A 23,874-nucleotide genomic window follows, 5' to 3' on the forward strand; every position below is an offset into this window, starting at 1 on the left:
ATGGCGGTCCGGACGGGACTCGAACCCGCGACCTCCTGCGTGACAGGCAGGCATTCTAACCAACTGAACTACCGGACCAAGTAGTTTTTTTCACGAAGTGAAAATAAACATCCTTGCACTTTGATCTTGAAAGTAAAAATGAACACCTTATATTTCAACCCAAGATAACTATTTTCATATATTCCAAACAAAAACATATGATGACCCATACGGGATTCGAACCCGTGTTACCGCCGTGAAAGGGCGGTGTCTTAACCGCTTGACCAATGGGCCATTATAACATTCTAGTAAAAAATGGTGAGCCATGAAGGATTCGAACCTTCGACCCTCTGATTAAAAGTCAGATGCTCTACCAACTGAGCTAATGGCTCTTAATAATTAATGCTCTTTAACAGGACGTTTCCTATCATAACATAGGAACATTAAATTTGACAATGTTTTTTTAATATATTTTCTTACTTTATTTTCTCTTTTTACAGATTTACATTGTAATAGAAATTTACTGAAATAATCAAAAAAAAATTGAGAAGAATGAAACTCACTCTTCTCATTTATAACAATGATTTAGCTATATACACTGCGAATGACATTTGTTTGTGAACGATCTGGACCCACAGAGAAAATGGATAAAGGAATGCCAGTTAACTGTGAAATACGCTCGATATAATGTCTAGCATTTTCAGGTAATTCATTTAAATTGCGAACACTCGTAATATCCTCTTCCCAGCCTGGAAGCTCTTCATAAACAGGTTCACACTCTGCAAGAACTTTTAAGCTAGCAGGATATTCATTAATTGTTTCACCTTTATATTTGTATGCAACACAAATTTTCAATGTTTTAATACCAGTTAAAACATCAATTGAGTTAAGTGAAAGATCAGTTAACCCACTAACTCTTCTTGCGTGACGAACAACTACACTATCAAACCAGCCTACACGACGTGGGCGTCCTGTCGTTGTACCATATTCTCTACCTACTTCGCGAATACGATCACCAATTTCATTGTTAAGCTCTGTAGGGAAAGGACCATCACCAACACGAGTTGTATATGCTTTTGATACACCAACAACATGATTGATTTTTGTAGGGCCTACACCAGAACCAATTGTTACTCCTCCTGCTACTGGGTTAGAAGATGTGACAAATGGATATGTACCTTGATCAATATCTAACATAACGCCTTGAGCACCTTCAAATAATACACGACGACCTTCGTCTAATGCATTATTTAGCACAACAGATGTATCAATTACATATTTCTTAAATTGTTGTCCATATTCATAGTATTCCTCTAATATCTCTTCAACAGTAAAACCTTCTACTTCATAGAATTTCTCTAGTAAACGGTTCTTTTCTTGTAAAGCACGAGTAAGCTTTTCTTCAAATGTATCATGCTCTAATAAGTCAGATATACGGATTCCTACACGTGCTGCTTTATCCATATATGCTGGTCCTATTCCTTTTTTCGTTGTACCAATTTTGTTGGCACCTTTTCTTTCTTCTTCAACTTCATCTAACTTTAAGTGATATGGAAGAATAACATGTGCGCGATTACTAATACGCAAATTATCAGTTGTTACTCCACGTTCGTGTAAGTAAGCAAGCTCCTTCACAAGCGCTTTAGGATCAACAACCATTCCATTTCCAATTACACTGATTTTGTCTTTATAAAAAATTCCAGATGGAATTAAGTGAAGCTTATATGTTTCACCATCAAATTTAATCGTATGTCCTGCGTTATTACCACCTTGATAACGAGCAATTACCTCTGCATTTTCAGAAAGGAAATCTGTGATTTTACCCTTTCCTTCATCTCCCCACTGTGTTCCAACTACTACTACTGAAGACATTCCGTGCACCTCCGTGATTTCGCACTATTCAAACATGTTTATTTTAACAGTGAAAAATAGGAAAGTCAATTGAAATACGAACATTATTAAAAAGGTTACTTATATTCGTTCGTATATTTAACTAGTTTTATTCATGTAGCTCATAGTTATACTACTATAACTACATTTTCTGCTTATTAAATAGCATTCGCTTTGGTATTGATATTTATCTAGTATGTGTATCACCTTATAGTATGATGCAGCTTTTCACTTCTAAACTAGCCAGTTCAAATTAACATGCAAATAAAAAAAGACCGCCATCGCGATCTTTCCTCTAAGCTCCAGCTGGAACACCTGCATCATCAAAACGCCGCTCCAGATTTACGAATTTATTATATTCTTTAACAAAAGCAAGTGCTACGGTTCCAACAGGACCATTACGTTGTTTAGCGATGATAATCTCAATGATATTCTTATTCTCTGATTCTTTATCATAGTAATCATCACGATATAAGAAGGCAACAATATCAGCATCCTGCTCAATCGATCCAGATTCACGAATATCAGACATCATTGGTCGTTTGTCTTGTCGTTGCTCAACACCACGCGATAGCTGTGATAGAGCTATTACAGGCACCTTAAGCTCACGTGCAAGCTCTTTTAGTGTACGAGAGATCTCAGATACCTCTTGCTGACGGTTATCAGAGCGACCTGAGCCTTGAATTAATTGAAGATAATCAATTAAGATCATACCTAATCCTGTTTCTTGCTTTAAACGACGACACTTTGCACGGATTTCACTCACTCTTATACCTGGTGTATCATCAATATAAATTCCAGAGTCTGAAAGACTTCCCATTGCCATCGTAAGCTTTCCCCAGTCTTCAGGTGTTAATGATCCGGTTCTTAATCTTTGTGCATCAATGTTACCTTCAGCACATAACATCCTCATTACAAGCTGATCTGCACCCATCTCAAGACTGAAAATTGCAACATTTTCTTCTGTCTTTGTTGCAACGTTTTGGGCAATATTTAAGGCAAATGCTGTTTTACCAACTGAAGGTCGGGCAGCAACGATAATAAGATCGTTACGTTGAAAGCCTGCTGTCATTCTATCAAGCTCTGTAAACCCAGTTGGTATACCAGTAACATCACCTTTATTGTCATGAAGCATTTCAATATTATCGTAGGTTTGAACAAGAACATCTTTAATATTTTGGAAGGCACCAGCATTTTTTCGTTGAGCAACTTCCATTATTGTTTTTTCTGCTTCGTTTAATAAAACCTCAACTTCATCTTCACGACTATATCCATCTTGTGCAATGGTCGTTGCTGTTCGAATTAAACGACGTAGAATTGATTTTTCTTCAACAATCTTGCCATAGTATTCAATATTGGCTGCAGTAGGAACTGAGTTAGCCAAGTCACTTAAATATGATACGCCACCTACTTCTTCTAGTAGGTTTACATCTGCAAGCTCTGATGTCACTGTTACTAAATCAACAGGTTCACCTTTATCAGATAAATCAAGCATCGCATTATATATCTTTTGATGTGCTGCTCGGTAAAAATCTTCTGGAATTAATAGCTCTGATGCTAGTGTAAGAGAAGCTGGTTGTAGGAATATAGCACCTAATACAGCTTGTTCTGCTTCGATATTTTGTGGTGGAATACGATCACCAAGTAGCTCGTTTATGATGACCACCGTCCTTTATATTAATAGTTACTAGTTATCTATTACATTAAATATATCATCATTTATAAATATCTTAAGTACTAAGCATAAAAAAAAAGTGGCAAAGCTTCAAGATAAATTTCACTCTTTCCACCAAACCACATGATCCTCCAACATTTAACTATTCTTTTACATGCACCTTAATTGTTGCTGTTACTTCTGGATGAAGCTTTGCAGGAACATTAGTAAAACCTAGAGATCGTATTCCATCTGGTAGGTCAAGTTTACGTTTATCTAGCTTGATATTATGTGTCTTTTTTAACTCGTCAGCAATCTGTTTACTTGTTACTGAACCAAATAAACGACCACCTTCACCTGATTTAGCTTGAATTTCAACTGTTAGCTTTTCTACATCTTGTTTAAGCTGTTGCATTTGCTCAAGCTCTTCAACTAGTTCTTGTTCTTGCTTCTTTTTTTGAGCATTTAAAGAGCTTACATTTGCTCCTGTTGCTTCTACTGCTAAGCCTTGCTTGATTAGGAAGTTATGTGCATAACCATCTGCAACATTTTTAATTTCCCCTTTTTTTCCTTTTCCTTTAACGTCCTTTAAAAAGATAACTTTCATGATTTGGTTCCTCCTTCAAGATAATCCTCTAACACTAATTTTAATTTTTCTGCTGCTTCTACAAGTGTTTGGTTTGGTAGCTGGGTTGCTGCATTTGTTAAATGCCCGCCTCCACCAAGAGCCTCCATAATAATCTGGACATTAACATCACCTAATGACCTGGCACTTACACTTACACATTCTTCATCACGCTTAGCTATGACAAATGAAGCTTCTACACCATTCATTGTTAGTAATGTATCTGCTGCTTGAGCAATAATGACTTGATCATGATGCTCCTCATCCTGAGCGATAGCAATGGCAATGCCTTCTTTGTAAAGTGATGCATGTTGAATGAGCTTAGCTCGTTTTACGTAATGGTTAATATCTTCCTTCAGGAATTTTTGAACTAGTACTGTATCAGCACCCTTTGCTCTTAAATAAGATGCTGCATCAAATGTACGTGAGCCTGTTCGAAGTGTAAAGCTCTTTGTATCAACTATAATTCCTGCTAGTAATGAGGTTGCTTCAATCATATTCATTTTCAGCTTTTTTGGTTGATATTCTAATAGCTCTGTGACAAGTTCAGCCGTAGATGAAGCATATGGCTCCATATAAACAAGTATCGGATCTTTTATGAATTCTTCACCACGTCTGTGATGGTCAATGACGATTACATTTTCACTTCTAATAAGTAATCTTTCATCAATCACTAAAGAAGGTTTATGAGTATCAACAACAATTAGAAGCGTTTCATCTGTCATAATTTCAAGAGCTTGTTCAGGGGTAATAAACCTTGACCATAGCTCAGGATGTTTTTTGAGCTCAATAAGCAGCTGTTCAACACCAGAATCTAGTGTTTCAGGATCTAAAACGATAAATCCTTCTTTCTCATTTACCTGTGCAACCTTCAGAATTCCTATTGCAGAGCCTATAGCATCCATGTCAGGAAATCTATGACCCATGATCATCACTTTGTCACTTTCAAGTACAATTTCTTTTAAGGCATGTGAAATAACGCGCGCACGAACTCTAGTGCGTTTTTCAACAGGATTTGTTTTCCCACCAAAAAATTTCACTTTCCCATTTGTTTGTTTAATAGCAACCTGATCGCCGCCACGTCCTAATGCTAAATCTAATCCAGATTGAGCCATTCCGCCCAAGTCCTGTAAAGTAGATATACCTGTTCCGATTCCAATACTCAAAGTTAAAGAAACATTTTGCATGGTTGTCTTTTCCCGAACTTCGTCCAGAATAGAAAACTTTGTTTTTTCAAGCTTTGTTAGAATATCTTCGTTTAGGACGCCTAGAAAGCGTTCAGATGAAATTCGTTTTAAAAATACACCATAATCCTTTGCCCACTTATTTAATATAGAGGTAACCTCACTATTAATGGCACTTCTTGTTTGATCATCCAAACCTTGTGTAACTTCATCATAATTGTCTAAAAATATGAATGCAAGTACGGTGCGTTCATCTTCATATTGCTTTTCAATTTCAATTTGTTCGGTCACATCAAAAAAGTATAATAAACGTTCATCTCTTTTAATGATCACTTTAAATTCTCGATCAAACAAAGCAATAGTTTCTGATTCTACCTCTTGTTTGATTAAGGGTACAAGGGAATCTGCCACATCATAAAGAGATCTTCCCACTAATGAATCTTCATCAAAACAAGATGTCATAAAGGGATTAGACCACTCTACTTGGAATTGATCATTGTATAAAAGAATTCCGATTGGCATCTCCATTAGTGCTTCCTCACCGACTTTTTTAAGACGATAAGAAAGAGTTGTTATATAGCCTTGCATTTCTTGCTTAAAATCAACAACCGCTTTACTAATAAGATACAACGCTGCCAAAAGGAACATAGAGAGAACTAATCCTAGTATCCAGTTAAATAGATACAGTAGAAGTACAGCTATCACTGTTACACAAATTAAAGCATAAATAGGATAACGGATTAATGGTTTTTCATAAAAGCTTGGCATTCGTATTTATCAACTCCTCGCAACAGTGATTACATCTTACCTTTTTGCTATTTTACTACGTAGAGGAAAGCTTATATCAATTATACCTAAGATTCTTATAAGATAAAGAAGTAATGGCATTAGTAATGACACAATAACGATAATAATGGGTACTGCCTTTGAAATTCCCTTAACATAACAATAATAATAGATGAACGAATATCCTTGTATCAAAATAACTGCTTGTAAAATTATATATATATTTAAAACAGCCATAAAATAAAACGTATCTTTATCAGGGTTAAATATGAGTAGGATTGAAACAATTAAATAATACCAAACAATACTTTGCGGCAATCTCCACTCTCTAATTGGTTTTAAAGCTGGAACACTTACTCTAAGTCTTCTCAATATAGGAACTGCAATAATATGAGTGACAACGGCAAAAAGTATAGCTGTTCCTACGAAGATTGTTGGTGAAAGTGTAGGAATTAATTCAATTCCCTCTTCAAGCTGTTTATACTGTTTTGTTATTTCTTCATCAGTACTAAAGTTTGAAAAAATAGCTTTTGATTGAGCCATTGATTGCTTCACCATAGCAACAGTATCATCTATAAAATCAATCTTAAAAAAAAGAATTGCTCCAATATAACCTAGCAGTAAATTGATGATATAAGCTATGCTCCGACCAATCAATGCTCCAACAGGCTGCTGCTTTTTGTAAAATACCCCCATAATAATCCCACTTAAACCAAATTGTAGAACAAGTAAAATATTAGTAATGGAGCCAATAAGCAAGGAAAGAATACACCCTGCAAAAAAGAGCATTAACGTATCCGTTACTTTATGTCTTATGGAAAAAAGTAGAAATGGCAAAGGAAGAACAAAGAGTAAGATTCCCCCTATAATTGGGGCATAGTTAGTAAAAAGCATTAACACTAAGAAAATAGCTAATAATATAGCTCCTTCTGTAATAACATGAAGTCTCCGCACACTGACACCTCTTATAATTTCACTTTTTATAGACTATGAATTTTGCATTTTTCTGCATTATATAAAAGTAAGCTCATTCGATACTTTACAACAATGTATTTGTAGTATTTCATACAAGCCATTTTTTATTTGAAATATGTAAAATAACTTCAATTTACGTCTCTAGCGGCTTTTTATGTTCTAAAAATCATCCTTTTATACAATAACCCACTGTTTCTAACAGGTAATAAGCAAAGCTTTTTAGAGTAGAGCTTAATTGAAAAAAGCACAGATAGGAAGTTCCCCTCTGTGCTTTTCATTAATTATTCACCAGCAACGTATGGTAATAATGCCATTTGACGAGCTCTTTTAATAGCTACAGTCAATTTACGTTGATATTTTGCGCTAGTACCTGTTACACGACGAGGTAAGATTTTACCACGCTCAGATACGAATTTTTTAAGTAAGTCAACATCTTTATAATCGATGTGTGTGATACCGTTTGATGTGAAGAAACACACCTTACGACGTTTCGCACGACCACCTTTGCGTCCACCTGCCATTTTTAATTTCCTCCCTTCTTATTTGAGGTTACGTTCATATATTGTATTAAAACGGTAAGTCATCATCAGATATATCAATAGGTTTTCCATCATTAGCAAACGGATCATCATCAAAGCTTGTACGACCCTGATTACGCTGTTGATTTTGATTTTGATCTGAACCGAAAGGATTTTGATTACCAGTGTTACCTGGATACCCACCAGAATTGTTATTATTGTTGTTGTAGTTATTGTTGCTACCACCGCCACCTGCAGACTTCGGCTCAAGGAACTGAACACTTTCTGCAACAACTTCTGTAACAAATACGCGTTTCCCAGTTTGATCTTCATAACTACGTGATTGTAAACGACCATCAACACCTGCTAAACTACCTTTTTTAAGGAAGTTTGCAACATTTTCAGCTTGTTTACGCCAAATCACACAGTTAAGAAAGTCAGCTTCTCTTTCACCTTGGTTATTAGTAAACGTTCGGTTTACTGCTAAAGTAAATGTAGCAACAGCTACTCCGCTTGGTGTGTAACGCAGCTCTGGATCTTTTGTAAGTCTTCCGACTAAAACTACTCGATTCAACATCAAAATCATCCTTTTTTGAATATCTTATCTAACTTTATATTATTTATCTTCTTTTTTAATAACGATATGGCGAATGATATCTTCGCTAATTTTCGCTAAACGATCGAATTCTTGAACAGCAGCAGCTTCAGCGTTAACTTGAAGAAGCATGTAGTAGCCATCACGTAAATCATTGATTTCGTAAGCTAGGCGACGTTTGCCCCACTCTTTTGATTCTGCAACTTCCGCACCATTATCAGCTAAAACGTTATTGAAACGCTCAACTAAAGCTTTTTTAGCTTCATCTTCGATATTTGGACGGATGATGTACATAATTTCGTACTTTCTCATCATCTTACACCTCCTTTTGGTCTAAACGGCCCTCACTCGGGCAAGGAGCAATTATTAAAATAATTTACTCACAATATAGAATTATAACAAATGAATATGAAAAGCGCAAGTGGCTTGTTAGGTCCGACAAGTATAAGACAATCTCCATTTCACTCCAGACACTTGCTTTCCAGTAAATTCAGGTGAAGATTATCTTTACAAAACAAAAATCTTCAAGAAAAGAAATTATACGTTAAATCTGAAATGAATAACATCGCCATCTTTAACAATGTACTCTTTTCCTTCAAGACGAACTTTACCAGCTTCACGAGCAGCTCCCATTGTTTTGGCTGTTAACAGGTCATCGTAAGATACAGTTTCTGCTCTGATAAATCCTCTTTCAAAGTCTGTATGAATAATACCCGCACATTGAGGTGCTTTCATTCCTTTTGTAAATGTCCAAGCACGAACTTCTTGTTCACCTGCAGTGAAGTAAGTAGCTAAGCCTAACAAATGGTAAGAAGCTTTAATTAATTGATCTAGCCCTGATTCTTCAATACCAAGCTCTTCTAAGAACATTGCCTTTTCTTCACCGTCAAGCTCAGCGATTTCAGATTCGATTTTCGCACAAACAACAATAACCTCTGCATTTTCTCCAGCAGCAAACTCGCGAACCTTTTGCACATATTCATTGTCTGATGCATCTGCAACTTCATCTTCACTTACATTTGCTGCATATAAAACAGGTTTACTTGTAAGTAAATGAAGCTGTTTAACATATTTTTGTTGTTCTTCATTTAGTTCTACTGAACGAGCTGGCTTTTCATTTTCAAAAGCTTCTTTCAAGCTAACTAAAATATCATGCTCATAAACAGCTGTCTTTTCCTTTTGCTTTGCAAGCTTAGCAACACGATCAATACGTTTATCAACTGTTTCTAAATCAGCTAATATTAACTCTAAATTAATTGTTTCTATATCTGAGATTGGATCAACTTTACCAGATACATGTGTAATATTATCATCAGCAAAACAACGAACAACATGACAAATTGCATCAACCTGACGGATATGTGATAGAAACTTATTTCCTAATCCCTCACCCTTACTAGCACCTTTTACAATTCCAGCGATATCTGTGAATTCAAATGCAGTTGGTATTGTTTTTTTAGGTTTAACAAGTTCCGTTAATTTTTGTAATCTTTCATCTGGTACTTCTACAATCCCAACGTTAGGATCGATTGTACAAAATGGATAGTTTGCTGACTCTGCACCAGCTTGTGTAATTGCGTTAAATAATGTTGATTTTCCAACGTTAGGAAGACCTACAATCCCAGCAGTTAATGCCATTTTCCCACTCCTCTATCTAAAACAAATAGTTTGTCCGATTTCTATTCAACCTTCAACAATTATAGATAGTAAACACATAAAAAACAAGCAGATCAACGATATTTAATGATCACCTATAATTGAAGAACATTGAGGTTTGCGATTAATTTTTTAAAAAAGTGCACTTATAAAGTAATGGTCTCTGATATTTTGTTGTTGATTTCTAGTACAGGTATTCACTTTGCAAAATATTGAACAACCTTACTCTCCACCTTGTTCAAAAAAGAATTACCTTAGGCCCGTGAGCCTCTTCTCATACAGAGTAATATGATTACAAAAGAAAAAAGAGCCTATATAAGCTCCTTCCAATGAATCCTCTGTATTAACTTTTCTCTATATTTACCAAGCAATCATATAAAATACTGCCTTGTCCATTATCTGAGTTATCATCAGGAGTCAGTAAATTAACTGATCCACCGAATTTATGCCATTGTCCTTCATCCACATTTATTGTTTTAGGATGAGCCTTCTTTAAGATCTTAATGATTCCAGATAACCTACCTCTATCATTAAAAATTATGGCCTTATCCCCTTCAAGTAATTCCAAATCTTTAGCAATATCCTCGGAAACTTCTATCTTCACAGTTTGCAATGCAGCTATTAGAGGATAATGCTGTGAGTGATTTGAACGTAAGGGGTGAATGGATAAAAGCTGATAAGGATATTTTTCAGCTAACTTTGGATTGGAAATGCTTGATTCTTTAGGAAGGTAGTATTCTGGTTTCCCATTAAATCCTTTTTCTTTCGCTAGTGTTGATGTGAATTCAAACTTCCCACTTAGAGTAGTAAATTCTTTAGTATTCCATGGTACATTCTTAACCGGTAATGGTAATCTATTTTGCTTCTTTAATTTCTCTAACGTTATATCATCACTAAGATGAGATATCGCCATATTCAAGAATTCATCTATAGAATAGGTAAACTCATTTTCAAAGCCTAATCTTTTTGCAAGCTCTGTCCAAATCCATAGATCAGACTTGGCTTCACCTGGTGGTTCCACCAGCTTGCTTCCGTAATTTACATAGTGATGATACATTGAAGCATAGTATATATCTTCTTCTTCAAATACTGTTGTTGTTGGTAACACATAATCTGCCATTTCTGCTGTATCAGTTAAAAAATGATCGATCACAACAAGTGTTTCAACAGATTCAAAGGCATTTCTCACTTTATTAGAATCAGGTACCTGTACAAGTGGATTTCCACAAGTAACGATAATCATTTTAATTTCGGGATTTATAGCTTCTAGTATCCCATCAGCTTGTTTCATCATTGTAAATTGTCTTGATGATGTTGCTTTTTTTGGCAAAGTTAGTGCATCCATATTAAAGCTTTTTCCAACTTGGATGTTCCCAAAATTGGCTCCACCGCCTGCTATACCAATATTTCCACTAATTGCAACTAGTGCATCGATGAGTCTTATTGTATTCCCACCATTAGCATATCTTTGCATACCTAGTCCGAGGAATGTAGAGGTTGGACCATCATGATAAATAGACGCTAGATATTTTAGATCTTGAAGTGATAGTTCAGTTTTTTCAAGTACTTCTTCCAATGTAAAACGATTCAATAAATCTACTAAATCTGAATATCCTTCTGTATAGTCCTCAATAAATGCTTTATCATGCTTATTTTGCTCAATCAAATATTTCATAATTCCAATCGCTGCTAAACCATCCATACCTGGCTTTATAGAAATATATTGATCTGCAATTTTCGCAGTTGCATTAAAAATAGGATCAATAACTGTTATCGTACTGCCATTTTTCTTTGCTTGTTGTAGATGGTTGAATAAATGCATATTCGTTCTCGCAACATTTCTTCCCCATATCACAATATGCTTACTATTATAAATATCATCTGGTCCATGACTATCAGAGCTGCCAAAATCCCAGGTTTGCGCTTCAATTCCAGATCCCCAACAGATACTTCCTACTAAACTAGTTACACCGCCATAGCAATTAAAGAAGCGTTTATCTAGATTTTTCAAAAGTCCGTTATTAGCATAATCATGACTATGAAGCACAGCCGTTGTATCAAATTTTTGTTTGATGTTAGTCATTTTTTCAGAAATCTCATCAAGTGCTTGTTTCCAGGTGATTTCTATAAATTGTCCATTCACCTTTTTTAATGGAACTGTTAAACGCTCCTGACTATTTGTCTTAGTTTCAAGCATTCTACCTCTTCCACATATCTTACCTTGAGTGATTGGATGATCTTTATCTCCCTCAACACTACTTACTTTTCCATTTTCAACTGTTACTTCAAACCCACAGCTATCCCAACAGTTTAAAGGGCATGAAGATTTTACAACTTGTTTCATTTGTTCTGCCCCCATTGTTTATTCCACCGATTCCTCATGTTTGACGAGCATTTTTTTCATTTTCCTTGCAAATTCTTTTCTAGGAATTAATACACTATGTTCACAGCCAAGACATTTTATTCTAACATCCATTCCCATACGAATAATCTTCCATCTATTTGTTCCACAAGGATGCTGTTTTTTCATTTCTACAATATCATGTAAACCAAATTCCTTTTCCATTAACATAGCCTCCTTACTAACTAACCTCTTCTTTTCGGTTGTACATCACAATTCTTGGATATGGAATTTCTATACCCATTTCATCTAAGCAAATTTTTATATCTTTACGAAGCATTCGTGATATATGGAAGTGTTTCATAGGCTCAACTTCACAAATAACTCGTAAAACAACCTCTGAAGCACCTAATGTTTGTACACCCAATAATTCTGGGGGTGTGACGATATCTTCATATTTATCTGGAATTTCAGATAACAGTTCCTGAATCACACGTTCCGCTTCTGGAATATCACTTTCATAAGAAATACTTATATCAACAACCGCAATACTATTATGAATCGAATAATTTGTTACCTCAGTAATACTACCATTCGGTAAGATATGCAATTCACCTGTCCAGCTTTTAATTTTCGTAGTACGCAAGCCAATTTCTTCAACAGTTCCTTCAAAAGTCGATACTCTTATAAAGTCTCCTACTGAAAATTGATCCTCAAATATAATGAAAAATCCAGTAATTATATCTTTAACTAAATTCTGGGCACCAAACCCAACAGCTAGACCTATAATTCCAGCACCGGCAAGTAAAGCACCAACATTAATCGTTAATGTCTCTAAGACCATAATAATCATGATAAAATAAATAACATAGGTTAAAATATTTTCCAATAATTTCGAAAGTGTGTTTTCACGTCTTTCTGAAATACGGAGAGGAGATTTCCCGCGGAATAAAAATACCTTACTAATGGCAAGCCTTCCAAGTCTAATAAACATATTCGCTACAATAAGGATCAAGATAATCTTTAAAAGACCTTGTCCTATCGAAATCCATAGCTGAACATCAGTAATGTATTCATAAAACTCATTCCACATTTTACTGATTATATCCACTGTATTCACCTTCTTCTAATTAACTATATTTTAAAACCAACTAGTTTCATAGCCAATATTATACTTCATTTACTGATCAATTTGCTTCTAAATTGACTGAAAATCAAAGTTACCTTTAAATAGCTGCAATATAACAATGAATATTGCAGTGATTATATCGGCCATACGTGTTTCATAAGGTAGCTATCTTTAAAATTTTAACAGATAACACCATAAATTATGCATAAATAACAGCAAGGGCCATTCATCCTTAAATCTAATAAATAGTGACAATGCTCATTATCTATTAGATTATGTTGAATGAAGACCCTTATTTTTTTCTATTTCATACCTTATGTTTTATAGCGATTAAGTAACGGATATAAAAGAATTGATGCGAGTAAATAAAGATTTATTAACCCATACACTGGATAAACTATACTAACAAGATTGGCAAATCCAAACTTTGTAAATGGGATCATAAGTGCTACTAACAAAAGTGCAATTAACGGATATGGAATTTTTATGATTTCTTTAAAACGCGAGGCAAGTCCAAAAATTCCAGATACAGCAGTCGTATAGATGGCCAGCCATAGCATGACTGACATAAAAAGAAAGAAAGCAAATGGTGAATCCTTTAGCACTGCAAATAAAGGGATTTCATATTCTGCTACATAGTCTGCCATCTGAATCAGCGTTTCATTATAAACAAATGAAATGGTTCCTAATATGATTCCACTTCCTATACTCGCTACTTTTGCTTCCTTAAGGTCTTTTATTTCTTTGCCAATAGCTGCTAAAACAGCGATAAGCGGTAATATATTCAAAGACGCAAAGGTGAATGCAGCTGGCCAATTATACTGTTCATTTAAATCTAATACCCATGAATAATGATGGGATATATTAAATGACATCAATGCGTAAAATAGTCCTATTACAAGCAATGGAATGATAATTGAATTCAATCTTATTATTCCACTTGAATTTCCTAAAAAGAGTAAAACAAGTAACACCGAGAAAAGTGCGATGCCACCCCAATAAGGAATTGAAAAGGATTCAAGTGTTGCGCCACCACCTGCTATCATCACTATTGTTGTTGTAAATAAATACAAAACAATCAAAACATCATAAACATGTGATAGCTTTTTCCCTATTAATCTCTCTAATACTGGGAAAAAGTGAGTTGTTTTTTCTTCATAGCTTATTTTCATAACAACATAGACTGCTACTATGAAAATAACTGTAAAGATCACAATAGCCAGTCCGCTTTCAAAACCAAAAAATTGCCATAATTCTCTCCCTGATGCATATCCTGCTCCAATAATTGTTCCTAATATAAGAAACATCCACTTAATTCCTGATTTCATCTTCTTCCCACCTCTTGAGGCTGTCCTATTTGTAATCAACATGTATAGAAATGATCATTCTTCCGTATACTGTTACTACTATGACGTAGGAGTGAATTCTATGAATCTAAAATCAAGACTTTTTCAATCTGATAATCAACCAGATCGCATCTATTATGAAAGCGATGAGGCTAGTCAACTATTATCAGAATCTCTTTTGAAAAATTTGCCACGATTATATTACAAGCCAATTGTCATTATATGTATTGGTACAGATCGTTCAACAGGTGATTGCTTAGGTCCTCTTATAGGTTCATCAATAAAGAAAGAAATCGCATATTTCCATGTTTATGGAACATTGAAGGATCCTGTTCATGCAGTTAATTTAGAAGAAACATTAGAACTAATTCAAGAAAAACATAACAATCCCTTTATAATCGCTATAGATGCTTGTCTCGGACGTTTGAAAAGTGTTGGATATATTCAGGTGGATAAAGGCTCAATAAAGCCAGGAGCAGGTGTAAATAAAGATCTACCTGCAGTTGGGGATATGCATATTACTGGAATAGTTAATATAAGTGGCTATATGGAATTTTTAGTTTTACAAAATACACGACTTCATCTTGTAATGAGTATGTCAGAAATCATTTCACAAGGAATTATAGAAGCAGAAAAAGCATACACTGAAAAACGATTATCTGTCAGAAGTAAATGGCTGGATAATCAAGATTCTATTATTAATTAGCCTGGCTTAATAAACTTTAAAGCAGGCATCATAAAGCAAATATTATTAATAGAGATCAACTGTTTTCAGGAAGGATTAGCCTGCCATTCACACATTAAAGTGAACAAAAAAAACACTGCATATCATAACATATACAGTGTTTTAATAAGTCTATGTGACATCTCTATTATTAAAAATCACCATCAAGTTTAATTAAAATATTGAACTACCACAATGGCAGTGATAATAATGATACTTGGTAGAAGATTAGCAACACGAATCTGTTTTATTCCTAGAATATTAATACCAATAGCAAAAATTAATACTCCTCCAGTAGCAGTAAGTTCAGCAATTAGTAATTCTAATAAAGCCGCTGGAAGAAAAGCATGGATCACGTTTGCAAATAGAGCAATACTTCCTTGATATAAGAAAACAGGAATCGCTGAAAACAGAACTCCTACTCCTAGTGTGCTAGCTAATACCATACTTGTAAAACCATCTATCATCGATTTAGTTAGTAAAACGGAGTGATCTAACCTTAAGCCACTATCAAGTGCACCTACTATCGCCATGGCACCGACTACAAATATTAGAGTAGCTGTCACAAAGCCTTGAGCAATATCACTATTTTGAGATTTCCCTAATTTTCTTTCTAACATACTTCCCATTTGATGAAGTTTATCTTCAATACGAATCCATTCACCTATAACTGTTCCAACAACCAAACTTACAATCACGTAAAAAAAGTTTGCACTTTTTAATGCCATATCAATACCTAATACTACTACTGAAAGACCAATAGCAATCAATACTGTTTGTTTCATCTGTTCAGGAATACGTCTAAGTAATAAACCTAAAAATGTTCCTACTATAATTCCTAATGCATTCACTATACTTCCTAATAGTACCAAACTCAATCTACCACCTATTACTTTATTGTAAAAGATCTACACATAGCTTAAAACGATCATGATTAGCGGGTATCCCTATCATGATCGTTATTCGACTAATTAATTTAAGGCGTTATTACATGTTGATTTTTAGCATTCGTTAATTGTAGGTTAATAGAATAGCTGTGACTCTGCCGGATAGCCTGTCAAAGCGAATAACTGTAACGAAATCAACCATGAAATTTAACAAAGACTAAATTGAAAAAAGTTACTTTTAATCTAATAGCTCCATAAAAAAGACTGACTATAAAATAGCCAGCACTTTTTGAAACAGATGAATGTTAGAGTTGTTTCTGTGAATCTAGTAGCTCTAATATTCGATCTAAGTCATCTTGCGAGAAAAATTCAATTTCAATTTTTCCCTTTTTCTTTTGTTTCTTTATAATAACTGATGTTCCGAAATATTCCTGTAAAAATGATTCTCGTTCCTTAATAAAAACATCCTTCTCAGGTTTATTTTTCTTTGTTTCACGTGGAACATTCTGATTAATTTGTTGTATAAGCTGTTCAACCTGGCGAACATTTAGCTGTTCACGAAGAATTTTTTCTACAAGTGGCTGAAGCTTATCCTTATTTTTTAATCCTAGTAATGTACGACCATGTCCCATTGAAAGCTTTCCTTCAGCAATTAATTGTTGAATAGGCTTTGGTAAAGATAAAAGTCTAACGTGATTAGCGATATGCGGTCGACTTTTTCCTAAACGTTTAGCCAATGCTTCCTGGGTGAAATCCAATTTATCCATCAATGTGTGATAAGCCTGAGCTTCTTCTATAGGAGATAGATCTTCACGCTGTAGATTTTCTAATAAAGCTAATTCCATCATTTGTTGCTCGGTTAAATTCCTGATAACAGCTGGTATTGACGGTAATTTTGCCTCTTTAGCAGCTCTATAACGACGTTCACCTACTACAATTTCAAAGCCCTTAATACTTTTACGGAGGATGATAGGCTGTAAAACTCCATGCTGTAGAATTGATTCCTTAAGTTCTTGAATCGCATCTTCTTCGAAAATTTTCCGTGGTTGATAAGGGTTAGGGCGGATTTCATTTAGCTTTATCTCTTGAACAGATTCTTCCTGTCCTACTTCCATATTAGAAAATAGAGCATTTATGCCTTTTCCTAATCCTTTAGCCATTTACAACCACTTCCTTTGCCAAATCTAAATAAACCTCTGCCCCTCTAGACCTTGGATCATAAATGATAATTGGTTGTCCATGACTTGGTGCTTCACTCAAACGGATATTTCGAGGAATAATTGTTTTATATACCTTATCCTGAAAATACTTTTTCACTTCATCAATAACTTGAATACCTAAATTGGTTCTAGCATCAAGCATTGTTAGTAAAACACCTTCAATCATTAAATCAGTATTTAAATGTTTTTGAACAAGTCGCACTGTGTTTAATAATTGACTTAATCCTTCTAATGCATAATATTCACATTGAACAGGAATTAAAACTGCATCTGAAGCTGTTAATGCATTAATTGTAAGTAAGCCTAATGATGGTGGACAATCTATTACCATATAATCATATTCATTTTTTACAGTTTCAAGTGCTCTTTTTAATCTAACTTCCCTGGAAATAGTTGGGACTAATTCAATTTCTGCACCTGCTAATTGAATCGTAGCAGGAATAATATCTAGATTTTCAACAGCTGTTTGCTTAATTACATCCTTAACATCTGCATCATCTACTAAAATATCATATATGCAATGCTCGACATCTGCTTTCTCGATGCCTATCCCGCTTGTAGCATTTCCTTGTGGGTCAACATCGACGAGAAGGACTCGTTTACCGATGTATGCTAAGCAAGCACCCAAATTTACAGAGGTTGTTGTTTTACCAACTCCACCTTTTTGGTTTGCAATCGCAATAATTTTTCCCACGATGTCACCTGCTTTCATAATACATAATATCTATTATTTAATATCGTTTAAACTCCATTTATTCTTGAAAAATGGAGTTAATTCTATCTCTCTATTCACTATTAGCTTCTATTACTAATAGGCACTGATTCAAATGATCAACCTATATATACCATTTGTTATCATTTTTATATTTTATCATGAAATTCTAGTAAAGGTTTGAATTTTTTACGATTTCCTTGAATTTAGTATTTTCGTTATAGCAAAAAGGAATTTTATAGAAGGATAGAATATACTTTTTAGTAGGTTACTATTTCAAAGTTTTGCTATGCTTATAGTTACTAAATAAGAAGGATGCTGAGGAAAAGTAAAAAAAGATAAAAAAAGAAAAAGGCCTGACAATTGCCAGTACCTAGCTATAAGTTTATTGTGAAAATCGGAAATATTTTAGTATAAAGGCAACTATGAAAAAATTACTTAGGTATTTTTATTGTGAATTGAATATATTCTTCAAATTCTTCTTCTTCTGTATTAAGCTTTACACCGCTATCCTCTACCATTGATAAAGATTGACGAATTGTATTCATTGCAATTCTAGTATCTCTACTAAATGCTTTACGTTTTGGTTTAGGTTTAACATTATTCTTCTCAAGCAGCTTGACTACCCTATCTTCTGTTTGTTTAACATTAAGTTGCTTTTCAGTAATCTCTTCTAATAGTTTCTTTTGCATATCAGGATCTTTCAAAGGAATAAGAGCACGTGCATGACGTTCTGTTATTGATTTTTGTAATAAAGCATCCTGTACTTCTTGTGGAAGTTTTAGCAATCTTAGTTTATTGGCAATTGTTGATTGACCTTTACCTAGTCTCTGTGCCAATGCTTCTTGAGTAAGATCATGTAATTCAAGGAGCTTCGCATAAGCGACAGCTTCTTCTATAGAAGATAATTCTTCTCTTTGTAGATTCTCAATTAAAGCTACACTTGCTGTTTCTGTATCATTGAAATCCTTTACAATTGCAGGTATTACGTCCCATCCTAATGTTTGAACAGCACGCCAGCGTCTTTCACCGGCAATTAATTCAAATCTTCCATCTACTTCACGAACAACAATAGGCTGGATAATACCATGAGTACGAATCGTTAAGGCTAACTCTTCAATTTTTTCGTTAGAAAATACAGTACGTGGCTGAAATCGGTTTGGCACAATATCTTTTACAACAATTTGTTTAACTTCTTCTCGGTTATCTTCTACTATAGGTTCTTGTTCAACATCATTAATAATGATTGATTCTGTTTGTTCTATCTGTTCTGTATGTGCTGCTTGTTCTTTTTCTCCTAAACCAAAAAAGCGAGAAAATGGATGCTTCATGAGCCTACACCACCTTTAAAAACTACCATTTTTAATATTCTCTTTTTCTAGCGATTTTTCCTGCATATGTTCGAAAGTTAGAGTAAATGTTTCATGTGAAACATTTACTCTATCGGAAGCTTATTAGGCGTTCCAGGTTTTCTAGGATATTTTTTGGGTGTACTTTTTTGTTTTTCTATTATAAATATTGTTCTTTCGCTATTTTCCATTGGTAATTCAAATGAATGGGTGTGTTGAACCTTCCCACCTAAAACTTGAAGGGCTTTTTTCCCAGCTTCTAACTCATCCTGAGCAGCTGCCCCCTTCATAGCGATGAAATACCCATCTTTTTTTACTAATGGAATACAAAGCTCACTTAAAACTGATAACCTAGCTACCGCTCTTGCTGTCACAATATCATAGGACTCACGGAATTCAGGATTTTGTCCAAATGTTTCAGCTCGATCATGATGTAATGTTACATGCTTTAAGCCTAATCGATTTGTAAGCTCAGTTAAAAATGTAATTCTTTTTTGTAATGAATCAACAATTGATACATGCAAATGTGGAAAGCAAATGTTGATTGGTATACTTGGAAATCCAGCGCCTGCTCCTACATCACATAATGAAAGCGGTTTTGAAAAATCAAAATAGAATGCTGCAGATATTGAATCATAAAAATGCTTTAAATAAACGTCCTTTTTATCAGTAATAGACGTTAAGTTCATCTTCTCGTTCCATTCTACTAGCAATTCATAATATAAATCAAATTGCTCCATTTGTTGAGGAGAAAGATCTATCCCTTTCTCCTTTAAACTTGATTGAAATAATGCTATATCCATACTCAAAACCTTTCCATTATTGATTAGATACTCGAGCTATTCTTCCTTGCTCAAGATATACTAGTAAAATTGAGATGTCGGCTGGATTTACACCTGATATACGAGATGCTTGTGCCATAGATAACGGTCTTACTTCTTTTAATTTTTGACGAGCTTCAGACGCTAATCCATTGATATCATCATAATCAATATTTTCTGGGATTTTCTTATTTTCCATTTTCTTTAATTTTTCAACCTGTTGTAAAGACTTTTCAATATAGCCTTCATATTTAGTTTGAATTTCCACTTGCTCTGCAACATCAGCATCTACTGGTTTCTCAGCTGGTACGAGCTGTGAAATATGTTCGTACAGCATTTCTGGTCTTTTTAATAAGTCACTAGCACGAATACCATCTTTCAATTCACTTCCACCAACAGAAACAATTAAGTCTTGTGTCTCCTGATTTGGCTTAATAAAGATTGACGCTAACCTTTCCTTTTCTGCTTCAATTGCTTGCTTTTTCTGTATGAATTTTTCATATCTCTCATCAGCTATTAATCCAATTTCATGACCGACTTCTGTTAAACGTAAATCAGCATTATCATGTCTTAGTAGTAGACGATATTCTGCTCTTGATGTTAATAAGCGATAAGGCTCGCTTGTTCCTTTTGTAACTAAATCATCAATAAGTACACCAATATAAGCATCTGATCGACTTAGTATTACTTCTTTTCGTCCTAATGCTTTTTGAGCAGCATTAATTCCAGCCATAAGTCCTTGACCAGCGGCTTCTTCATAGCCAGATGTTCCATTAATTTGCCCTGCTGTATATAATGATGTAATTTTTTTCGTCTCTAATGTTGGCCATAATTGTGTTGGCACAATGGCATCATATTCAATTGCATATCCAGCTCTCATCATTTGAACATTTTCAAGACCAGGAATAGTTTTTAAAATTTGCTGCTGAACATCCTCCGGTAAGCTAGTTGAAAGTCCTTGAACATATACCTCTTGTGTATTTCGACCTTCAGGCTCTAAGAAAATTTGATGACGCGGCTTATCATTAAAACGAACAACCTTATCTTCAATCGATGGACAATAACGCGGTCCTGTTCCTTTAATCATGCCAGAATACATTGGAGAGCGGTGTAAATTATTATCAATAATTTGATGTGTCTGCTCACTCGTATATGTTAACCAACATGGAAGCTGATCTGTTATATATTTGGTTGTTTCATAAGAAAATGCACGTGGAACCTCATCACCAGGCTGAATCTCAGTTTTACTATAATCAATCGAATGACTATTAACACGTGGAGGTGTACCTGTTTTGAAACGCACTAAATCAAAGCCTAATTCTTGTAAGTGCTCAGATAATTTAATAGAAGGTTGTTGATTATTTGGACCACTTGAGTACTTGAGGTCACCTAAAATAATTTCTCCTCGTAAAAATGTCCCTGTTGTAATAACAACAGATTTTGCGGCATATTCTGCACCTGTTTGAGTAACAACACCCTTACAAACACCATCTTCAATTATTAAATGATCCACCATTCCTTGTAATAAAGTAAGGTTTTTTTCATTTTCCATTGTTTTTTTCATTTCATGCTGGTAGGAAAATTTATCTGCTTGTGCACGAAGCGCTCTAACAGCAGGACCTTTTCCTGTGTTTAACATTCTCATTTGAATATGAGTTTTGTCGATATTTTTCCCCATCTCTCCACCTAAAGCATCAATTTCCCGAACAACGATCCCTTTAGCTGGACCTCCAACAGATGGATTACATGGCATGAAGGCTACCATATCTAAATTTATTGTTATAACCAATGTCTTTGCACCCATTCTTGCTGATGCTAATGCTGACTCACAGCCAGCATGACCTGCACCGATTACAATGACATCATAATCTCCTGCTTTATAAGACATTATTTACCTCCTTTTATCTCATATATTAATTTGTAAAGCTAGATTTTATATACAAAGCCTTTTTATTTTCCTAGGCAAAATTGCGAAAATAACTGGTCAATTAAGCTTTCGTGTACTGCATCACCAATTATTTCACCTAATTGTTCCCAACAACGAGTTAAGTCTATTTGAACGATATCAATTGGAATTCCCGCTTCAATGCCTGTTAGTGCATCATCAATAGAAGCTTTAGCAGCAGTTAATAGTGCGATATGTCTTGAATTAGAGACATATGTTAAGTCACCACTTTGGACATTACCTTGGAAAAATAAAGAACTAATTGCTTCCTCTAATTCATCAATTCCTTTTTCCTCTAATAATGAAGTTGTAACAACAGGTCTTCCATTAGCTAAATCTTTCACCTGTGTGAGATCAATATTCTTTTCTAGGTCAGTTTTATTAACTATGACAATGATATCCATGCCTTTAACAGCCTCGAACAATTTGATATCCTCTTGTGATAAGAGCTCATTATAATTAAGTACTAATAGAATTAGATCTGCTTCTTTTAGAACCTTCCTCGATCTCTCGACACCAATACGTTCTACTATATCTTCAGTTTCTCTTATACCAGCTGTATCGACTAATTTTAGAGGCACACCGCGAACATTAACATACTCTTCAATAACATCCCGAGTTGTACCTGGAATATCTGTAACAATTGCTTTATTTTCATGTACTAAGCTATTTAATAAAGAAGATTTTCCAACATTAGGTCTTCCGATTATAACTGTTGATAGACCTTCTCTCAATATTTTACCCTGTTGTGAGGTTTGTAACAGTTTATCAATTTCAGCTTTAACAAATGAAGCTTTTTCAATAAGCATATTATGTGTCATTTCTTCCACATCATCATACTCAGGATAATCAATATTCACCTCAACATGTGCTAATGTCTCTAATATTTCTTGTCGGAGCTTTTGCACAAGCTTTGAAAGCTTTCCTTCCATTTGACCTAATGCGACATTCATAGCTCGATCTGTTTTTGCCCGAATTAAATCCATTACTGCTTCAGCTTGAGATAAGTCAATACGTCCATTTAAAAATGCACGTTTAGTAAACTCACCTGGTTCAGCAAGTCTAGCTCCATTTTGTACGGCTAATTGCAGCACTTTATTTACAGTAACCAAGCCACCATGACAATTTATTTCTACAACATTTTCTCTTGTGAAAGTTCTTGGACCTCTCATTAAAGAGACCATTACTTCCTCAACAATTTGATCTGTTGCTGGATCGATAATATGTCCGTAATGGATCGTATGGGAGTCAACCTCTTTGAGCCTCTTATTGGAAGGTGCCTTAAATAGTTTATCTGCAATTTCAATTGCTTCTTCACCACTTAATCTAACAATTGCAATAGCTCCTTCCCCTAACGGCGTTGATATCGCTGTGATTGTATCTAACTCCATCTTTACGATCACCTCTCTTTTTTATATCTATATATTCACCAAAATACTTGACCAAAATTTAAAGATAGCACAATTCATTTTTATAAGAAAGTAAAATCATACTTGATTTATCCACAATGAGTTTCTACTTAGATTATTTCCTTTATT

At 34.6% G+C, this 23,874-nt stretch carries 21 protein-coding genes and 3 tRNA genes; 1 reads left to right on the top strand and 23 read right to left on the bottom strand.

Annotated elements, in window-relative coordinates:
• Window position 1: 1 nt before the first annotated feature.
• The 16 genes from JOC75_RS23395 to JOC75_RS23470 form a co-directional block, all read right to left on the bottom strand.
• Window positions 2-78: transfer RNA gene (locus tag JOC75_RS23395), tRNA-Asp, on the bottom strand.
• Window positions 79-201: 123 nt separating this feature from the next.
• Window positions 202-273 (bottom strand) — tRNA-Glu (locus tag JOC75_RS23400).
• Between the two features lie 22 nt (window positions 274-295).
• Window positions 296-371, bottom strand: a tRNA-Lys gene (locus JOC75_RS23405).
• Window positions 372-564: 193 nt separating this feature from the next.
• Complete coding sequence (locus JOC75_RS23410) at window positions 565-1,851, bottom strand: adenylosuccinate synthase (RefSeq protein ID WP_204956313.1); 1,287 nt, start codon at window positions 1,849-1,851, stop codon at window positions 565-567.
• Between the two features lie 313 nt (window positions 1,852-2,164).
• Window positions 2,165-3,526 carry a replicative DNA helicase gene (dnaB, locus tag JOC75_RS23415; protein WP_146949902.1) on the bottom strand — a complete coding sequence of 454 codons (1,362 nt, stop codon included), beginning with the start codon at window positions 3,524-3,526 and terminating at the stop codon, window positions 2,165-2,167.
• Between the two features lie 160 nt (window positions 3,527-3,686).
• Window positions 3,687-4,130 (bottom strand): 50S ribosomal protein L9, encoded by a 444-nt coding sequence (rplI, locus tag JOC75_RS23420; RefSeq protein WP_204956314.1) that lies wholly within the window; start codon window positions 4,128-4,130, stop codon window positions 3,687-3,689.
• Window positions 4,127-6,100: a DHH family phosphoesterase gene (locus JOC75_RS23425; protein WP_204956315.1), complete on the bottom strand. Its 1,974-nt coding sequence runs from the start codon at window positions 6,098-6,100 to the stop codon at window positions 4,127-4,129. Before JOC75_RS23425 ends, rplI begins: the two co-directional genes overlap by 4 nt.
• Before the next feature lie 36 nt (window positions 6,101-6,136).
• Complete coding sequence (locus JOC75_RS23430; RefSeq protein ID WP_204956316.1) at window positions 6,137-7,072, bottom strand: DUF2232 domain-containing protein; 936 nt, start codon at window positions 7,070-7,072, stop codon at window positions 6,137-6,139.
• Between the two features lie 302 nt (window positions 7,073-7,374).
• Window positions 7,375-7,614, bottom strand: coding sequence for a 30S ribosomal protein S18 (gene rpsR, locus JOC75_RS23435; RefSeq protein ID WP_026561616.1), 240 nt, complete (start codon window positions 7,612-7,614; stop codon window positions 7,375-7,377).
• Between the two features lie 46 nt (window positions 7,615-7,660).
• Window positions 7,661-8,188 carry a single-stranded DNA-binding protein gene (gene ssb, locus JOC75_RS23440; RefSeq protein WP_204956317.1) on the bottom strand — a complete coding sequence of 176 codons (528 nt, stop codon included), beginning with the start codon at window positions 8,186-8,188 and terminating at the stop codon, window positions 7,661-7,663.
• A gap of 39 nt (window positions 8,189-8,227) precedes the next feature.
• Complete coding sequence (rpsF, locus tag JOC75_RS23445; protein ID WP_204956333.1) at window positions 8,228-8,518, bottom strand: 30S ribosomal protein S6; 291 nt, start codon at window positions 8,516-8,518, stop codon at window positions 8,228-8,230.
• Between the two features lie 225 nt (window positions 8,519-8,743).
• Window positions 8,744-9,844 (bottom strand): redox-regulated ATPase YchF, encoded by a 1,101-nt coding sequence (gene ychF / locus JOC75_RS23450; RefSeq protein ID WP_204956318.1) that lies wholly within the window; start codon window positions 9,842-9,844, stop codon window positions 8,744-8,746.
• Between the two features lie 361 nt (window positions 9,845-10,205).
• The gene (locus JOC75_RS23455; protein ID WP_204956319.1) at window positions 10,206-12,206 is read right to left on the bottom strand and encodes a molybdopterin-dependent oxidoreductase; all 2,001 of its coding nucleotides are present in this window, start codon (window positions 12,204-12,206) and stop codon (window positions 10,206-10,208) included.
• 18 nt (window positions 12,207-12,224) lie between these two features.
• On the bottom strand, window positions 12,225-12,428 hold the full coding sequence (locus JOC75_RS23460; RefSeq protein WP_204956320.1) for a DUF951 domain-containing protein: 204 nt from the start codon (window positions 12,426-12,428) through the stop codon (window positions 12,225-12,227).
• A 16-nt stretch (window positions 12,429-12,444) separates the two neighbouring features.
• Entirely contained in the window at window positions 12,445-13,314 is an 870-nt protein-coding gene (locus JOC75_RS23465) for a mechanosensitive ion channel family protein (protein WP_420828051.1), read from the bottom strand.
• A gap of 332 nt (window positions 13,315-13,646) precedes the next feature.
• The gene (locus JOC75_RS23470; RefSeq protein WP_204956321.1) at window positions 13,647-14,660 is read right to left on the bottom strand and encodes a YkvI family membrane protein; all 1,014 of its coding nucleotides are present in this window, start codon (window positions 14,658-14,660) and stop codon (window positions 13,647-13,649) included.
• Window positions 14,661-14,760: 100 nt separating this feature from the next.
• Between JOC75_RS23470 and yyaC the strand changes: the two genes are divergently transcribed.
• Window positions 14,761-15,384, top strand: coding sequence for a spore protease YyaC (gene yyaC, locus JOC75_RS23475; protein WP_204956322.1), 624 nt, complete (start codon window positions 14,761-14,763; stop codon window positions 15,382-15,384).
• Window positions 15,385-15,572: 188 nt separating this feature from the next.
• On the opposite strand, the gene JOC75_RS23480 is transcribed toward yyaC, so the two are convergent.
• The 7 genes from JOC75_RS23480 to mnmE form a co-directional block, all read right to left on the bottom strand.
• Window positions 15,573-16,274: a DUF554 domain-containing protein gene (locus tag JOC75_RS23480; RefSeq protein ID WP_204956335.1), complete on the bottom strand. Its 702-nt coding sequence runs from the start codon at window positions 16,272-16,274 to the stop codon at window positions 15,573-15,575.
• Window positions 16,275-16,594: 320 nt separating this feature from the next.
• Window positions 16,595-17,449, bottom strand: coding sequence for a ParB/RepB/Spo0J family partition protein (locus tag JOC75_RS23485; RefSeq protein WP_146949885.1), 855 nt, complete (start codon window positions 17,447-17,449; stop codon window positions 16,595-16,597).
• On the bottom strand, window positions 17,442-18,203 hold the full coding sequence (locus JOC75_RS23490; protein WP_146949886.1) for a ParA family protein: 762 nt from the start codon (window positions 18,201-18,203) through the stop codon (window positions 17,442-17,444). Before JOC75_RS23490 ends, JOC75_RS23485 begins: the two co-directional genes overlap by 8 nt.
• 452 nt (window positions 18,204-18,655) lie before the next feature.
• A complete protein-coding gene (noc, locus tag JOC75_RS23495; protein WP_204956323.1) occupies window positions 18,656-19,552 on the bottom strand; it encodes a nucleoid occlusion protein in 897 nt (298 codons plus the stop codon).
• A gap of 104 nt (window positions 19,553-19,656) precedes the next feature.
• The gene (gene rsmG, locus JOC75_RS23500; protein ID WP_204956324.1) at window positions 19,657-20,373 is read right to left on the bottom strand and encodes a 16S rRNA (guanine(527)-N(7))-methyltransferase RsmG; all 717 of its coding nucleotides are present in this window, start codon (window positions 20,371-20,373) and stop codon (window positions 19,657-19,659) included.
• 16 nt (window positions 20,374-20,389) lie between these two features.
• Entirely contained in the window at window positions 20,390-22,279 is a 1,890-nt protein-coding gene (gene mnmG, locus JOC75_RS23505; RefSeq protein ID WP_204956325.1) for a tRNA uridine-5-carboxymethylaminomethyl(34) synthesis enzyme MnmG, read from the bottom strand.
• A gap of 62 nt (window positions 22,280-22,341) precedes the next feature.
• Window positions 22,342-23,727, bottom strand: a complete 1,386-nt coding sequence (gene mnmE / locus JOC75_RS23510; protein ID WP_204956326.1) for a tRNA uridine-5-carboxymethylaminomethyl(34) synthesis GTPase MnmE — start codon at window positions 23,725-23,727, stop codon at window positions 22,342-22,344.
• Window positions 23,728-23,874 lie beyond the last annotated feature (147 nt).

Origin of the sequence: Metabacillus crassostreae (assembly GCF_016908395.1) — a bacterium.
In the GTDB taxonomy this organism is placed as follows: Bacteria; Bacillota; Bacilli; order Bacillales; family Bacillaceae; genus Metabacillus; species Metabacillus crassostreae.

Bases quoted from the DNA above. Each gene is read 5' to 3' on its own strand.
- mnmG (WP_204956325.1), bottom strand. From the start codon at position 22,279: ATGTCTTATAAAGCAGGAGATTATGATGTCATTGTAATCGGTGCAGGT.
- JOC75_RS23460 (WP_204956320.1), bottom strand. From the start codon at position 12,428: ATGGAAAAGGAATTTGGTTTACATGATATTGTAGAAATGAAAAAACAG.
- JOC75_RS23425 (WP_204956315.1), bottom strand. From the start codon at position 6,100: ATGCCAAGCTTTTATGAAAAACCATTAATCCGTTATCCTATTTATGCT.
- rpsR (WP_026561616.1), bottom strand. From the start codon at position 7,614: ATGGCAGGTGGACGCAAAGGTGGTCGTGCGAAACGTCGTAAGGTGTGT.
- ychF (WP_204956318.1), bottom strand. From the start codon at position 9,844: ATGGCATTAACTGCTGGGATTGTAGGTCTTCCTAACGTTGGAAAATCA.
- rpsF (WP_204956333.1), bottom strand. From the start codon at position 8,518: ATGAGAAAGTACGAAATTATGTACATCATCCGTCCAAATATCGAAGAT.
- JOC75_RS23455 (WP_204956319.1), bottom strand. From the start codon at position 12,206: ATGAAACAAGTTGTAAAATCTTCATGCCCTTTAAACTGTTGGGATAGC.
- rplI (WP_204956314.1), bottom strand. From the start codon at position 4,130: ATGAAAGTTATCTTTTTAAAGGACGTTAAAGGAAAAGGAAAAAAAGGG.
- JOC75_RS23410 (WP_204956313.1), bottom strand. From the start codon at position 1,851: ATGTCTTCAGTAGTAGTAGTTGGAACACAGTGGGGAGATGAAGGAAAG.
- JOC75_RS23485 (WP_146949885.1), bottom strand. From the start codon at position 17,449: ATGGCTAAAGGATTAGGAAAAGGCATAAATGCTCTATTTTCTAATATG.
- yyaC (WP_204956322.1), top strand. From the start codon at position 14,761: ATGAATCTAAAATCAAGACTTTTTCAATCTGATAATCAACCAGATCGC.
- mnmE (WP_204956326.1), bottom strand. From the start codon at position 23,727: ATGGAGTTAGATACAATCACAGCGATATCAACGCCGTTAGGGGAAGGA.
- noc (WP_204956323.1), bottom strand. From the start codon at position 19,552: ATGAAGCATCCATTTTCTCGCTTTTTTGGTTTAGGAGAAAAAGAACAA.
- ssb (WP_204956317.1), bottom strand. From the start codon at position 8,188: ATGTTGAATCGAGTAGTTTTAGTCGGAAGACTTACAAAAGATCCAGAG.
- rsmG (WP_204956324.1), bottom strand. From the start codon at position 20,373: ATGGATATAGCATTATTTCAATCAAGTTTAAAGGAGAAAGGGATAGAT.
- JOC75_RS23470 (WP_204956321.1), bottom strand. From the start codon at position 14,660: ATGAAATCAGGAATTAAGTGGATGTTTCTTATATTAGGAACAATTATT.